This window comes from Pseudomonas gregormendelii, assembly GCF_017114825.1.
Classification (GTDB): Bacteria; Pseudomonadota; Gammaproteobacteria; order Pseudomonadales; family Pseudomonadaceae; genus Aquipseudomonas; species Aquipseudomonas gregormendelii.
On record NZ_JADEVO010000023.1, the window covers coordinates 80230 to 93572 of the forward strand.

General features: G+C 58.6%; 14 protein-coding genes and 1 pseudogene. 6 read left to right on the forward strand and 9 right to left on the reverse strand.

Annotated features, from left to right (window positions below; genetic code table 11):
* Positions 1 to 193: 193 nt before the first annotated feature.
* On the forward strand, positions 194 to 538 hold the full coding sequence (locus IMW75_RS16870; protein WP_205893237.1) for a hypothetical protein: 345 nt from the start codon (positions 194 to 196) through the stop codon (positions 536 to 538).
* 61 nt (positions 539 to 599) lie between these two features.
* On the opposite strand, the gene IMW75_RS16875 is transcribed toward IMW75_RS16870, so the two are convergent.
* Genes IMW75_RS16875 through IMW75_RS16885 form a run of 3 tightly spaced genes read right to left on the reverse strand, consistent with a single transcriptional unit; the run spans position 600 to position 4751 of the window.
* The gene (locus tag IMW75_RS16875) at positions 600 to 2171 is read right to left on the reverse strand and encodes a sensor domain-containing diguanylate cyclase (RefSeq protein WP_414704650.1); all 1572 of its coding nucleotides are present in this window, start codon (positions 2169 to 2171) and stop codon (positions 600 to 602) included.
* 25 nt (positions 2172 to 2196) lie between these two features.
* Entirely contained in the window at positions 2197 to 2994 is a 798-nt protein-coding gene (locus IMW75_RS16880; protein WP_205893239.1) for a lipopolysaccharide biosynthesis protein, read from the reverse strand.
* An 11-nt stretch (positions 2995 to 3005) separates the two neighbouring features.
* Positions 3006 to 4751 (reverse strand): L,D-transpeptidase family protein, encoded by a 1746-nt coding sequence (locus IMW75_RS16885; RefSeq protein ID WP_205893241.1) that lies wholly within the window; start codon positions 4749 to 4751, stop codon positions 3006 to 3008.
* Positions 4752 to 4832: 81 nt separating this feature from the next.
* Here IMW75_RS16885 and IMW75_RS16890 point away from each other — a divergent pair, with 81 nt between their 5' ends.
* Positions 4833 to 5537, forward strand: a complete 705-nt coding sequence (locus IMW75_RS16890; RefSeq protein WP_045057773.1) for a murein L,D-transpeptidase catalytic domain family protein — start codon at positions 4833 to 4835, stop codon at positions 5535 to 5537.
* A 140-nt stretch (positions 5538 to 5677) separates the two neighbouring features.
* Here IMW75_RS16890 and IMW75_RS16895 read toward each other — a convergent pair whose 3' ends face one another.
* From IMW75_RS16895 to IMW75_RS16905, 3 genes and pseudogenes are all read right to left on the reverse strand, one after another.
* A complete protein-coding gene (locus tag IMW75_RS16895) occupies positions 5678 to 5986 on the reverse strand; it encodes a BrnA antitoxin family protein (RefSeq protein WP_205893243.1) in 309 nt (102 codons plus the stop codon).
* Positions 5964 to 6239: a BrnT family toxin gene (locus IMW75_RS16900; RefSeq protein WP_205893245.1), complete on the reverse strand. Its 276-nt coding sequence runs from the start codon at positions 6237 to 6239 to the stop codon at positions 5964 to 5966. The genes IMW75_RS16895 and IMW75_RS16900 overlap by 23 nt, the downstream gene beginning before the upstream one ends.
* A 76-nt stretch (positions 6240 to 6315) precedes the next feature.
* A pseudogene (locus tag IMW75_RS16905) lies at positions 6316 to 6864 on the reverse strand (site-specific integrase); the annotation flags it as partial.
* Between the two features lie 103 nt (positions 6865 to 6967).
* On the opposite strand from IMW75_RS16905, the gene dusA reads away from it, so the two are divergent.
* A complete protein-coding gene (gene dusA / locus IMW75_RS16910) occupies positions 6968 to 7978 on the forward strand; it encodes a tRNA dihydrouridine(20/20a) synthase DusA (protein WP_205893248.1) in 1011 nt (336 codons plus the stop codon).
* 282 nt (positions 7979 to 8260) lie between these two features.
* Complete coding sequence (gene tal / locus IMW75_RS16915) at positions 8261 to 9187, forward strand: transaldolase (RefSeq protein ID WP_045062488.1); 927 nt, start codon at positions 8261 to 8263, stop codon at positions 9185 to 9187.
* An 84-nt stretch (positions 9188 to 9271) separates the two neighbouring features.
* On the opposite strand, the gene rssC is transcribed toward tal, so the two are convergent.
* The 3 genes from rssC to IMW75_RS16930 all read right to left on the reverse strand — a co-directional run bounded on the left by rssC (position 9272) and on the right by IMW75_RS16930 (position 12002).
* The gene (rssC, locus tag IMW75_RS16920) at positions 9272 to 9754 is read right to left on the reverse strand and encodes an anti-sigma factor antagonist RssC (RefSeq protein WP_007935262.1); all 483 of its coding nucleotides are present in this window, start codon (positions 9752 to 9754) and stop codon (positions 9272 to 9274) included.
* Entirely contained in the window at positions 9754 to 10935 is a 1182-nt protein-coding gene (rssB, locus tag IMW75_RS16925) for a two-component system response regulator RssB (RefSeq protein WP_045062484.1), read from the reverse strand. Before rssB ends, rssC begins: the two co-directional genes overlap by 1 nt.
* Before the next feature lie 377 nt (positions 10936 to 11312).
* Positions 11313 to 12002, reverse strand: coding sequence for an MlaA family lipoprotein (locus tag IMW75_RS16930; protein WP_045062482.1), 690 nt, complete (start codon positions 12000 to 12002; stop codon positions 11313 to 11315).
* A gap of 197 nt (positions 12003 to 12199) precedes the next feature.
* Here IMW75_RS16930 and IMW75_RS16935 point away from each other — a divergent pair, with 197 nt between their 5' ends.
* Positions 12200 to 12820, forward strand: a complete 621-nt coding sequence (locus IMW75_RS16935; protein ID WP_045062479.1) for an HAD superfamily inactivated hydrolase PcrP — start codon at positions 12200 to 12202, stop codon at positions 12818 to 12820.
* A gap of 125 nt (positions 12821 to 12945) precedes the next feature.
* Complete coding sequence (locus IMW75_RS16940) at positions 12946 to 13209, forward strand: DUF4404 family protein (RefSeq protein WP_045062476.1); 264 nt, start codon at positions 12946 to 12948, stop codon at positions 13207 to 13209.
* Positions 13210 to 13343 lie beyond the last annotated feature (134 nt).

Sequence of the window (13343 nt, forward strand, 5' to 3'; positions counted from 1 at the left end):
GCCGGCGCTCCTGCTGGCAAAGTGGACGGCGTGGTTTCCAAGGTTGTGACAGCTGGCTTTTTGCGGGGTTGCGTCGGAATGGGTTGGTACCTGTCCGCTGCGCTCACCTCACGACCACTCGTCATCCAATCGGCACCAACCCCCTCCCGCGCCACCCCAACATCAGGTAACGACTCATTTTTGGAGACGTACCATGAAAAATCTCAAGATCTCCTCACTGCTTCTGGCCGGGTTGATGTCCGTGGCGTCACTGGGTGCCTATGCGGCGTCCGGCGATGGAGCTGACGCTACCGGGACCAAATCGGGATCCGTCGGTGGCTCGACCATGTCCCCCAATAACAACCCTGGCATGCCTTCCGGCACCTCGGGTGGCAGCAACAGTAGCTCGACCCCATCCACCGGCAGCGGCAGCGGCAGCGGCAGCAGTACCGGCGGCGGCACCGGCACCAATGGCGGCACCAGCGGCTCGGGTGCAGGCGGCGGCACCGGGGCTCCGGGTGGTGGCACGGGCGGTGCGGGCGGTGGCACGGGCAGCTGAACGCGTAAAGGCAGCCGATGAACTCGACTGCCTGCGTTGCCCTGACCGTACAAACGCTGTATCAACGATCTGAGCGTATCAACGCCTCTTCGGCGCCTTCCATCGAAAGCACCGCCACCCGGTTGCGGCCGGAATGTTTGGCTTGATACAGGGCTGCATCCGCGCGCCCGATAAACACTTCGATACTGTCGCGCCCGTTTGGCACGAACGAGTAGCACCCCAGGCTCACGGTGATGTATCCCGTGGGCGATTCGGTATGGGTGATGTTCTTGCCCATGACTCTTTGGCGAATTTCCTCTGCGATAATCTTAGCCCCGCGCAGATCGGTGTCAGGCAGCAGTACCGCGAATTCCTCCCCGCCATAACGCACCGCAAGATCAGCCTTGCGCTGACAGCATGCTTTCACCGCACCCGCCACTTCAGCCAGGCAATGGTCACCGACAACGTGACCGTAGGTATCGTTGTAGCGCTTGAAAAAATCGATGTCGAGCATGATCAGGCTCAGCGGACTGGCTTGCCGGGCCCCACGCCCGAACTCGATGTCCAGCGCGCGCTCGAACAACCTTCGATTGGCCAGCCCCGTCAGGCTGTCGTGGGTGGCGATCAGCTCCAGCGTTTCCTGGGCCGCGCGCAAATCCGCCTCGATGCGCTCGCCATTGCGCACCTGATGGATGAACACCCAACCGAACAGGCAAACGCCCAGCACCACCAGGCCGACGATCATGCTGGACTGGAATGCGGTGTCTGACCAGCGCTTGAGAATCGCCGTTTGCGAAGAAGCCGCGGACACCACCAGCGGATAGGCGTCCAGCTGCCGGTAACCGTGCAGGCGTATCACGCCGTCCACCATCGAGCTCACCATGGCATTGCCGGAAGACGCACCGGGCAGCCATTTCTGGAAGATTTCCCCCTGGGCCAGGCTCGAGCCAATCTGCGCTTCCACGAAAGGCCTGCGCGCCAGCAGGGTGCCATCGGTCATGGCGAGGAACATCGAGCCGTTGTCATCGATGCTGAAGCTTTTGAAGAACTGGTCGAAATACGACATCTTGATCCCGGCCATCAACACGCCCAGGAACTTGCCATCCTTGTCGTTTACCCGCTTGGACAGCGGAATGATCCACTCGCCATTCTCGCGACTGCGAATCGCCGGGCCAATGTGCGCCCGCGAAGAAATGTTCTGCTGGTGGAACTTGAAGTAGTCTCGATCCGCCACGCCCTTGCCACGGGGCAGGTCTTCGAACGACGTCACCACCCATTGCCCCTGGCGGTCGAACAGGAAAATGCCGTGCAGCTGATTCAGCGCCGCCACTCGCCGGGCGAAGGCCCTCTGCAGCCTTGGCACTTGCGCAGCGCCGTAGCCGTCAGCCTGAATCCAGTCGGCCAGGCTGCTCAACACCAGGTCAGCCTTCATGAAGGTATCTTCAGCCTGCTGTGCCATGGCACGGGTCAGATTCTGCGACGCCACTTGCGCCTGTTCCAGATCGTAACGGCGTGACTGGTCCAGTTGCAGGTACAGCAAACCCACAAGGGTCAGGCAAACGGCTACGATGAACAGCACCGCCGCCTTGAGCAGCGGCATTCGTTTCAGCGGCCGGCCGGAGCTGGGCTGGTGGTCATACATGGGAATTGGCAAGAAAACTCATCCTGGGAAAGGCGCGTCAGGCGCCGATCATTCTGTCGACATCTTCAAAGGTCACACGGGGTACCAGTTCAGCAGGGATCCTCGAAGTGCTGGACAGGTTGTAGACCTGGAAGTCCGGATTCATCACGTATTTCGACAGAATCTTGAACGACGGCAGGATCCGGGTGTGGAAATGCTCATCCAGCGTGCAAGGCGAAACCAAGGCCCCCGGAGTCTCGTAGAAGCGTTTCACTGATTGATTCAGATCGACACCCACCAGGAACACCTTGGAAAAACCCAGGTGATAAGCAACCTGCAGGGCCACATAAGCCACCGTGCGCGCATCAAAAAAACCACGCTTAAGATTCTTGCTGAAACCCAGGCTGCGATTACGCCCTGCCCCCAGCTTGCGGCTTCGGATCAGTTCCCTGTCACGCCGGCCCAGCAGCCCCAGCCATGACAGCCTGGGAGCACGAGTCAACAGGTACAGCTCCCCCTTGGGGTTGAGCGCCTGGTAATAAGCGTGACTTTGCGTCACCGCAACCCGCTGGCTCAAGCGCATGGCTTCAGCGAACAGACGCGGCTGCTCCCTGTAGAACGCGTCATCCGAGCACATGAAAAAGTACGGTTTGATGCCGGTGCCGATGAACATCGATATCGCACCGTTCATGGTAATCATCGGCACGTCAGCATACTTCTTGAGAGGAAAGTCCTTGGCTGACGCACCCGAGGCGATGATAAACACCGCCCCGTTACTTATATTGCGACACTCATCCAGGTCATGCACCTGGACCAGACTCTTGACCAGTTCCGTGGTTTTTTGCGCAACATCCATATTCACCCCCCTTATTTCGGGTTGAGCACCACGGCGGGAGCTCCTGCCCGCAGCAAATCCAGAATCGGTAACTTGGAGGGCAGGTTCAACCCCCGCAGGACAGCCGAATCGTAGCCGTACACATCGGGCTTGAACGTCACTCGCCCGTCATTACTCAGGTCTACCGTCCAGTACGCCAACAGCACCGGCACCTTCACCGGCAGCCGAATATTTTCGGTCTTGCCCTTGGCCAACTGTTTCTGGATGCCGGCACTGTCCCAGCGCACCGGATCGTTGAACAACAGTTCGACCAGCTGCAACGGGTTTTCCACGCGAATGCAGCCGGAACTGGTGGCGCGCATCGACTTGGAGAACAACTCGCGATGGGGCGTGTCGTGCAAATAAATCGCATAGTCGTTGGGAAAACGAATCACCACCTGCCCCAGCGAACTGTCGGGCCCCGCATCCTGGCGCAGGCTGACGCCACGCGGGTTGCTCCAGTCGACGCTCGACGGATCCAGCACCGCACCCTCGCGATCGATCACGCGAATGTGGTTGGCGGCGAGATACCCGGGATTCCTCTGGATCTTGGGGATCACGTCTTCCTTGAGGATGGTGGGGGGCACCGTCCAGGTCGGGTTGAACGTGACATAGGTGATCTCGGACTGGAACACCGGCGTGTTACGGAACGGCTTGCCCACCTGCACCCGCGAGCGCCAGATGGGCTTGCCGTCGCGGTACATCGCGACTTTATACCCGGCGATATCAACAATCACGAAGGTGCCTTGCAGCTTGTACAGCAGCCAGCGCGCCCGCTCCATGTTCACCCGGACCTGATCGATGCGCGCGTCGACCGACACATTCAGCGCCGCCAGCGTGGTCGCCCCGGCCACACCATCAGCCCCCAGGTACTGCTCGGCCTGATATTTCTTCACTGCCGCAATCACTGCGCCGTCATATTTGGCTCCACGGGCCAGGCGCGGTTCGAGAAAACCACCGGCGACCAACCTGGCCCGCAACTGGGCGACGGCAGGGTCATCCATGCCCGGCTTGAGCGATTGACCTTCGGCCACTTTTGGCCAGCCACCCACGTCGTGCACCTTGCGCAACTGCGCCAGGCCTTCGCGCAAGCCGCGATACACCGCCTCTTGCGGTGGCGCCTGGGCAAAGGCGCCAGCCACGTCATGGGCATCCAGGGCGATGAAGAATTTATTCACGTCTTCCCGGGGATCGACGTCCGCAGGGTCGAAATTCCAATGGATATCCAATCGGGAAGGATCGACCTTGCCGCGACGCAACTGCAGCAATGCCGTGAGAAAAGTATGAGTGGCCGCAACATCGAATGCCGCTCGCTGTTCAGGTGTCGCCGAATCAGCCTGCATCAATGTCCGCGACGCGGCCAACTCGTCGATATGAAAATCCGCCGGGTTCAAGCCATCGACCTGAGTGGCCCGCAAGCTGGCAAACAATTGCACGGTATCGCCTTCGTTGGTCCACGCCGCGCGATAGCCGCGATGGGAGTAGAAATCCAGGACCATGCGGCTGACATCGACCCGCTTATGCCGCGGCGCAGTCAGTAAAGGAGGAAAAGATGTCGTCAGGGGCGAAAGGTGCGCCTGGATCGCCTGCCCGACGTTGTCATCCGCTGCCGCATCCCTTTGGATGATGGGAGCAATTGTCCCCTCGTTCGACGAATTTTCTCCATGCGCAGCACCGCTGATCAGAAAGACCATAAAAAAGACGCGGCTTATGACGAATAACCTTGTTAATTGCACCATGGATAATCCTTAATCTCCCGATTTCAACGGCTAGCTTCCCGCAAACAGCTAGACTCGAACCTATCACGATGAGACATCTATATGGCGCCAGCTCGCATTCGTCTGCTTCTCTCGGCCCTGCTGCTGACATCCCTTTCAGTACCGGCAGCCTACGCCGATTCGCTTGCCGCCGCCCTCGTCAAAGCGGCTCCAGATGCCAACGCCGCCGTTATAAACCTGGCAGTACGTGCTTCACAATGTACGCAGGCCCAGGGTTCAGCTCCAGCCCAACGCCTGGCAGTCATCGATTACTCCCTGCCTTCGACCGAACAACGCCTGTGGGTGTTCGATCTGAAAAAGAGAAAGTTGCTGTTTCGTGAACTGGTCGCCCATGGCCGTAACAGCGGCGAGAACATGGCGGTCAACTTTTCCAACCAGAACGAGAGTTTCGCCACCAGTTTAGGGTTGTATCGCACACAAGCCAGTTACGTCGGGCAGAACGGTTATTCCCTGCGCATGCAAGGCCTGGAACCAGGCTTCAACGATAACGCGTTTGACCGGGCAATCGTCATTCACGGTGCACCATATGTCAGCCCGGTACTGGCACGCGCCAACGGCCGGATTGGTCGAAGCCTGGGCTGCCCGGCCGTGAGACCTGCCGTTGCTCGCCCGTTGATTGACTCGATGAAAAATGGGCAGTTGTTGTTTTCTTATTATCCGGACCAGCGCTGGTTGAAGTCATCGCCTTATATTAACTGCAGTGGCGCAACGGTTGCTTCGGTGGGTAAGGCTACGTCTCGGAAGTAGGTTGGGGGGGCTGGGGATTGCCACCTTCGCCCTGGATACCAAACAACGACCCGAGCGCCTTCTCGCTCTGAACGTTTGAGCAGAGATAGCAAAAAGCCGCCTCATGGGCGGCTCATTGTCTTGGTGATTAACCTGGGTGGCTACGCCTTCAATTCATCTGGTGTGTGCGTCTTGAGCCAGTCAGCCAAGGCGGCGTTCATTCGTGTTTGCCAGCCAGGCCCAGAGGCTCTGAATTGCTCCAGCACTTCAGCATCAAAGCGAACATTGACGTGTTCTTTAGTGGCTACCGACTTTGGCCGACCACGCTTTGGCTTGAGCATTTCTTCTGCCTGGACCTTGCCGAACAATCCCGCCAGCACGTCGCTGGCTGGCTTGGCCTTGGCGAAATCTTTGGCCGACCACTCAGGGTTTGTCGTATCGACCATCTCAGGATTGAGTTTCTTGGTCATAGCTTTTGACCTCCCGTTTGTTCGCTTTACGAAAGCTGATGACGTGGACCGCATCGCCCCGAGGGGTGAACACCACGACATGCAGTCGATCCCCTATGTACCCCATGGCCCGATACCGGAACTCGCCGTAGTCAAATCGATCATCCTCCACGATCAAGGCCGTAGACCATTCAAAGTCCCGCACCTGGGAGAATGGGAGTCCACGCTCTTCAACGTTGTGAGCGTCTTTGGCTGGGTCATAAGTAATCTGCATGACATTACTGTACCCACAATAAATAATGAGCACAAGGTATTGCGTGTTATGGCGGCTGTGTGTGTGGGACCCTCGGGCGGTCCCGTTCGCGGCTGCACATGTTGTAGCCCAGCTTTTTCAGGACTTTTCGCGCGTCGCTCATGGAATGCGGGTTAACCTCATAGCCCCATGCGGGGCGAGCAATGGAAAGCACCGCGCCAAGGTGCGCCAGGTAATTGCCGGCTGTCTGCGGTTTTATCCCCCCGCCCTCTTTGCTCATGCGCCAGAGCGCATACTCAACCAACTGCTGGCTGTTGATGCTCTGGTCCATGAGTTTGCCCAGGTACGATTCGCTGATGGCCTTGAGGATTGCGCGTTTGGTTTTACCCAGCGGGCGGGCTTTTTCCATTTCGACCAGGTAACGATCGATCATTTCCTTCACCGTGGCGCCTTGGCGATTGGCTCGTTCAATGGCGCCGGGCTGATCCAGCTCGGCCTCGCGCTTGCGCACCCACGCCTGGGCGGCCTGTTTTCGGGCGAAGGTCTGGGTCTCTTGGTAGACTTGCACTCCGTCGCGCTTGATGCGGATCTGAGCCGTGTAGCTCACAGTCCCATCTGCCAGTTTTCTTGCCCTGATAGTCGCCATTTCAAAAGTGGTACGCGTCAGTTTTGAAGTGGTACATCGTACCCCCGACCCTGAAAAAACGTCGTTTTACCCCCTGAAATCGACCTAGAACACGTAGAGTAAAATGGTACAAAATCTTGCTACAACCCAGGTAAATACAGGCTCTACAGTGTCTAGACGCTTTTCCGTCGCGCCCATGATGGATTGGACAGACCGCCACTGCCGCTTCTTCCTGCGTCTGCTCTCCAAACACGCCCTCCTCTACACCGAGATGGTCACCACCGGCGCGCTCCTCAACGGCGATCACGAGCGGTTCCTTCGTCACAATGAAGCCGAGCACCCGCTGGCCCTGCAACTGGGCGGTAGCGTCCCCCTGGACCTCGCTGCCTGCGCACGCATGGCCCAGGAGCACGGTTATGACGAAGTGAACCTGAATGTGGGCTGCCCGAGCGATCGGGTGCAGAACAACATGATTGGCGCGGTGCTGATGGGGCATCCGCAGTTGGTGGCGGATTGTGTGAAGGCGATGCGGGATGCGGTGTCGATTCCGGTGACGGTGAAGCATCGGATCGGCATCAATGGCCGGGACAGCTATGAGCAGTTATGCGACTTCGTTGGCACCGTGCGGGATGCCGGGTGCACAAGTTTTACCGTGCATGCGCGGATTGCGATCCTGGAGGGGTTGTCGCCGAAGGAGAACCGCGATATTCCGCCGCTGCGTTATGACGTGGCGGCGCAGCTGAAGACTGACTTCCCGGATCTGGAGATCATCCTTAATGGCGGGATCAAGACGCTGGAGGCCTGCCATGAGCATTTGCAGACCTTCGACGGGGTGATGCTGGGGCGTGAGGCATATCACAATCCTTATGTGATGGCCGAGGTGGATCAACAGCTGTTCGGCAGCACTGCGCCGGTGATCAGCCGGGCTGAGGCGCTGGCGCAGTTGCGGCCGTATATTGCGGCGCATATTGCTGCGGGTGGGTCGATGCACCATATCACCCGGCATGTGCTGGGGTTGGGTACGGGATTCCCTGGCGCGCGCAGGTTTCGGCAGTTGTTGTCGGTGGATATTCACAAGGCCAAGGAGCCCTTGGCGTTGCTGGATCAGGCGGCGGAGTTGCTGGAGGGGCGTTGATGCGGGGGGGGGCTGATCGCAGCCGTTTTTAAAAGATCGCAGCCTCGTTTCACTCGACAGCTCCTACGCTTCTGCGCTTCTGCGCTGCTACGGCTTTTACTGCTTGGTCAGCCCGGTTGAACCAGTTCCGCATTTCGGCATCGTATTTATCAACACCGCGCCCCACCTTTCAAACAGCCGTTTTCAGGTTGTTGCCGCTGGGGCCTTCGATAGGTACACGCGCCCTTGAGTGGCTGTCAGCGCTCGGGTAATGTCATCAGATCCAAAGGACAGAGCACGCCCATGACTTCCAAGCTGGAACAACTGAAACAAATGACCACCGTCGTTGCCGACACTGGCGACTTCGAAGCCATTGCCCGGGTCAAGCCGGTAGACGCTACCACTAACCCTTCGCTGCTGCTCAAAGCCGCCGCAATCTCCGGTTATGCCGAGTTGTTGAATGCGTGCGTGCATGACTGCAAAGGTGACGTAGGGCTGGCGAGCGATCGTTTTGGCGTCGCGGTCGGGCAGGAAATTCTCAAGGTAGTACCGGGGCGGATTTCCACTGAAGTGGATGCGCGCCTGTCGTTCGACACTGACGCGGTATTGAAGCGCGCGCACCGTCTGATCGAGCTCTATGACAAGGCAGGCGTGGGCCGTGACCGCGTGCTGATCAAAATCGCTTCCACCTGGGAGGGCATTCGTGCCGCCGAGAAGCTGGAGAAGGAAGGCATCCAGACCAACCTCACCCTGCTGTTCTCGTTCGCTCAGGCAGCGGCCTGTGCCGACGCGGGCGTGTTCCTGATTTCGCCGTTCGTGGGCCGCATCTACGACTGGTACAAGAAAGCCAATGGCAGCGACTACACCGGCGCGGACGATCCGGGCGTGCAGTCGGTGACCCGTATCTACAACTACTACAAGGCCAATGACTACAAGACCGTGGTCATGGGTGCGAGCTTCCGCAACCTGAACCAGATCGAGCAACTGGCCGGCTGTGATCGCCTGACCATCAGCCCGGAGCTGCTGGAAAAACTCGCTGCGGACAACGGCAAGCTGGAGCGCAAGTTGGCCCCAGGGCATGCCGGTGAAGCGCGCCTGAGCTTGAATGAAGCGCAGTTCCGTTGGTTGTCCAACGAGGATGCAATGGCGACGGAGAAGCTGGCTGAGGGGATTCGCCAGTTTGCCCGGGATCAGGAAAAGCTTGAGGCGCTTCTGCAAGCCAAGCTGTGATCTAGTCCAAGGCAGTGCAAAAAGGCGAACCCTCAGGGGTTCGCCTTTTTTGTGTGTGAATTCCAGTGTGGGAATTTGACAGTATCAGTGGCGCTCGAGCGCGTTCACCAGGTCATGGAAGGCTTCACGGTTGGAGTCGTTGAGCCCCATGAGGATCTTGTGCGCTTCCAGCACTTTGATCCGCACCACTTCTTCCGACTGATCCTGGTCTGGCAGGTCGGTCAGGCACTCAGGGCACGGGATCGGGCGGTCAACGATGTTGAACACCTGCTCGAAGCCCATGGACTGCAGCAGACGGGTGATGTCTTCGTGGGTGGTGACGACGGTCGGCAGCAGGCCGACTTTTTGCCGCGACAGGATCGACAATTTGGCCAGCAGGCCAAGGGTGGTGCTGTCGATGCTACGGGTCTCGGTCAGGTCGATCACAATGGCGTTGAAATTCAACGCCGTGAAGATCCGCTCAATAGTCGCATCCAACGCCGAACACAGGGTCAGGCGAACTTCACCGACGAACTTCAGGACGAAGGTGCCGTCCTGCTCGGCGAACTGGATTCTACCGGTACTCATTAAAGATTCCTGCTCAACACCAACAGGGCGATATCATCCGGCATCTCCCCAAGCGTGGCCAATCCAAAAACCTGCCGCAACCCATCCAGGGTGCCGCCCGCTGCCTTGACCCGCTGGGGCAAAGCCGCTTCTTTTTCCTTCAGTGTAGGTTCTGGCAGAAGGTCCAGGATGCCGTCGGACATCAGCGTCAGGCTGAAGGTCGGTGGCAGTTCCAGTACGTGGTCTTCGTAGGTGGCTTCATTGAAGAGGCCCACCGGCAGACCGCGCCCTTCCAGATAACGCACACTGTCTGGCGTGTACAACACAGGCAACGGCAAATGACCACCGATGCTATAGGTCAACAAACCTGTCTCCTCGTCGATGACTCCACCGACCATTGTGACGTGTTTACCCAGCTTACAACTGATCAGGCCTCGGTTGATATGACCAAGCACCTCTGAAGGCTTGAATTCCGGCAATGTACCGCTGCGCTTGGATTCGAACAGCAAGCGCGTGGTCATGAACTTCAACAGCACGGTGACGAAGGCTGACGAAGCGCCGTGACCGGAAACGTCCGCCAGGTAGAAGGCTACCCGACGCTCATCGACACGGAAATAGTCGACAAAATCACCCGACAGGTACAGCGACGGGATGATTTGGTGAGCGAACTGGAACTCATCGACGGTCCAGGGGCTGACCGGCAGCATGTTCATCTGCACCTGGCGACCGGCGTTCTGGTCTTCCTGCAGCAGGTTGAGGCTGGCTGCCAGCTCGCGGTTGGCCTTCTCCAGCTTCTCACGGTAGCGCTGGTTCTCCAGCAGCAGGCGCGCGCGATCCAGGGCCCGGCGCACGGAGTGCTCGAGCACGGCCAGATCTTCGAGAGGCTTGATCAGGTAGTCAGCGGCGCCCAGGCGCAGGGCCTCGACCGCGTCATTCATCACGCCGGCACCCGAAACCACAATGACCGGGGTTTGCGCAGACCGCTCGGTGACCTGACGGATAAGTTCGAGTCCGCCCATCTGTGGCATGCGCAGATCGCAGATGACCAGGTCGGGCTTGTCTTGCTCGAATACCTGAAGACCTTGCTGGCCATTGCTGGCCTGCAGGACGCTGAAACCACTGTCTTCCAAATAGGCGGCGAGACTCGCGCGCACTACTTCGTCATCATCGATTATCAGCAGCGTGGCACTGGTTTTTGGCATGTGGGCAAACGGCGCCAGAATTAGGTTGGCGTAGCAGGCGGGGTTCAGACCCGGCTCTCGCTACTGGATTCGCTTTCTAGCCTCTCTGACGCGCCGGTTTCGGGCTTTTGCCCTACGCACAGGTCACACCAGAGGTGCCCTCTAAGGCGCAGACGGTACTCCCATCCGCTGGGCGTTTCAAGCTCGTGGCGAAGGTCACTTGAGGACTTTACCTGGCAAATGACCAGTAGTTATAAGAACCGGTAAAACCGTAACTCAATGTTAGGTAGCACTCAGTGCGCAAAACGCATGCTCAGCCCCATAAAACCTGGAGTTTGCGTGATCCGGATAATGAAAAAGGCGGCACAATGGCCGCCTTTCTTTATGCCTGGTCGAAATCAGAAATCGTCTTCGACCTGACCATCCTTGACCTTGAATTCACGATTCTGCAGGTAGGCGTTACGGATGAACACGTACTTGTCGCCGTTGATCAGCTTCTCGGCCGACAGCAGGCTGGCGCGGGCATCGACCACATCCAGAGCCATGAACGAGTTACGCACGGCTACGTCGTCGACGTAGCGATAGGCGCCGACGTAGGAGTCCGGGTACTTGGCCGGTGCATCGCGCAAGGTGCTCGGGCCGAGCAACGGCAGCATCACGTACGGACCACTCGGGACACCCCAGTAACCCAGGGTCTGGCCGAAGTCTTCATCGTTACGTTGAAGGCCCATGCGGGTACCGACGTCAATGAAGCCCAGCAGGCCAAACGTGGTGTTGAAGATCAGGCGCGCAGTATCGACGCCCGCTGCAGCCGGCTTGGCCTGCAGCACATTGTTGGCGAGATTGCGCACGTCACCGATGTTGCGGAAGAAGTTGTGAATGCCGTCTTCGACAAACTGCGGCGTCACGTACTGATAACCCTGGGCCAATGGCTTCAGCGCATAGGTGTCGAGTACGTCGTTGAATTTGTAGATTGGGCGGTTGACGCTTTCCCAAGGGTCTTCTTCCGTGGCTGCCTGGGCAACGAAAGGCACCAGCAACACGCTGGAACACACACACAGCTGAGCTAGAAGGTTGCTCCAGCGCATAGAAAAACTCCTTGGATTGTACTGACGCGGGCTCTGGACCCAAGCGTTGAGCTGGCTAGTATAAGACGGAAAGGCCGTTTTAGGCAGTATCGCCGTGAGCCCGCGCGCAAGTCTAGCTGGCCTACGGTCGATAACAGCAGTGTCACTCAACTGTCACCCGCGTCCAATAGCCTCGGTACTATTTCAAGGATGCCGAAATGCCGCACGCCGAAGCCTTGCCCCTCGCCGCGCCCCGCCTGACCGCCGTGTTGTTTGGCCTCAGTGGCTGCCTGGTGGATTTCGGCGCGCGCACCCGCCAACATGCCGACCATCAAGGGGAGCATGCCGAAGTCACGCCTGGCGCCCTGGACAGTCTGCACAGCTTGCAGCGACAGCAAATCCCCTGTGCCTGGCTCGATGAACTGCCCCCTGCCCTCAGCCACTCCCTGGCGCTCGCGCTGCCGGAATGGATCAAACCCTCGACACAATTTGCAACAAACAATCCATGGCCGTCACCCCATGCCTGCTGGGAAGCCTTGATGGCCCTCAACGTTGCCCAACTGGATGGCTGCGTGCTGGTGAGCGGTGAGCCGCGGCTGCTGCAATCAGGCCTGAACGCCGGTTTGTGGACCATTGGCCTGGCCTCCTGCGGATCGCTGTGCGGGCTGGCGCCGAATGAATGGCAAGCGTTGAGCGCACAGCAGCGCGAGCTCAAACGCGGTAAGGCCACCGTGCAACTGTTCGGTCTGGGCGTGCATTCGGTGATCGACCACCTGGGCGAACTCGACACTTGCCTGGCGGACATCAGCCTGCGCCGGCTCAAGGGCGAAAAGCCCTGATTGCCGCCTCGCCACGATCAACGCATGCAGGTTGCCCGCGAGTGGATTAATCTAAAGGCAAGCCATAGACCTTTGGCGCGCTGCTGCGGTCTATGCCAGTGCCTATCGATAAAAGGAAGAACGTCATGCCTGCCCGCGAACTGCAAGAACAGCTCAATACTCTGCGCGAGCAACTGGAACAGAATCCGCCACTGACGGAAGTGGAGCGTGAAGACCTGCACGTACTGATGCAGCAGATCGAACTTGAGCTTGAGCTTGAGACCAAAACCCAGGATTCAAGCTTGTCCGATAATGTGAACCTGGCGGTCGAGCGCTTCGAAATCGAGCACCCGACCCTTGCTGGTACCTTGCGCAACATCGTGCAGGCGCTGGGCAATATGGGTATCTGAATTCGCCATGTCTAGTCCTGAAATAGGTTTACACCTGTTTCACCCCAACGCCCGATGCACCGCATCGGGCGTTTTGTATTTCAAGGACAGGTGCGGGCGCTCCTGGTTGTAGATTAGGATCGCCTCTCTCACCA

Coding starts and splice junctions, on each gene's coding strand:
- IMW75_RS16870 (WP_205893237.1), top strand. CDS start 194: ATGAAAAATCTCAAGATCTCCTCACTGCTTCTGGCCGGGTTGATGTCC.
- IMW75_RS16880 (WP_205893239.1), bottom strand. CDS start 2,994: ATGGATGTTGCGCAAAAAACCACGGAACTGGTCAAGAGTCTGGTCCAG.
- IMW75_RS16885 (WP_205893241.1), bottom strand. CDS start 4,751: ATGGTGCAATTAACAAGGTTATTCGTCATAAGCCGCGTCTTTTTTATG.
- IMW75_RS16890 (WP_045057773.1), top strand. CDS start 4,833: ATGGCGCCAGCTCGCATTCGTCTGCTTCTCTCGGCCCTGCTGCTGACA.
- IMW75_RS16895 (WP_205893243.1), bottom strand. CDS start 5,986: ATGACCAAGAAACTCAATCCTGAGATGGTCGATACGACAAACCCTGAG.
- IMW75_RS16900 (WP_205893245.1), bottom strand. CDS start 6,239: ATGCAGATTACTTATGACCCAGCCAAAGACGCTCACAACGTTGAAGAG.
- dusA (WP_205893248.1), top strand. CDS start 6,968: ATGGTACAAAATCTTGCTACAACCCAGGTAAATACAGGCTCTACAGTG.
- tal (WP_045062488.1), top strand. CDS start 8,261: ATGACTTCCAAGCTGGAACAACTGAAACAAATGACCACCGTCGTTGCC.
- rssC (WP_007935262.1), bottom strand. CDS start 9,754: ATGAGTACCGGTAGAATCCAGTTCGCCGAGCAGGACGGCACCTTCGTC.
- rssB (WP_045062484.1), bottom strand. CDS start 10,935: ATGCCAAAAACCAGTGCCACGCTGCTGATAATCGATGATGACGAAGTA.
- IMW75_RS16930 (WP_045062482.1), bottom strand. CDS start 12,002: ATGCGCTGGAGCAACCTTCTAGCTCAGCTGTGTGTGTGTTCCAGCGTG.
- IMW75_RS16935 (WP_045062479.1), top strand. CDS start 12,200: ATGCCGCACGCCGAAGCCTTGCCCCTCGCCGCGCCCCGCCTGACCGCC.
- IMW75_RS16940 (WP_045062476.1), top strand. CDS start 12,946: ATGCCTGCCCGCGAACTGCAAGAACAGCTCAATACTCTGCGCGAGCAA.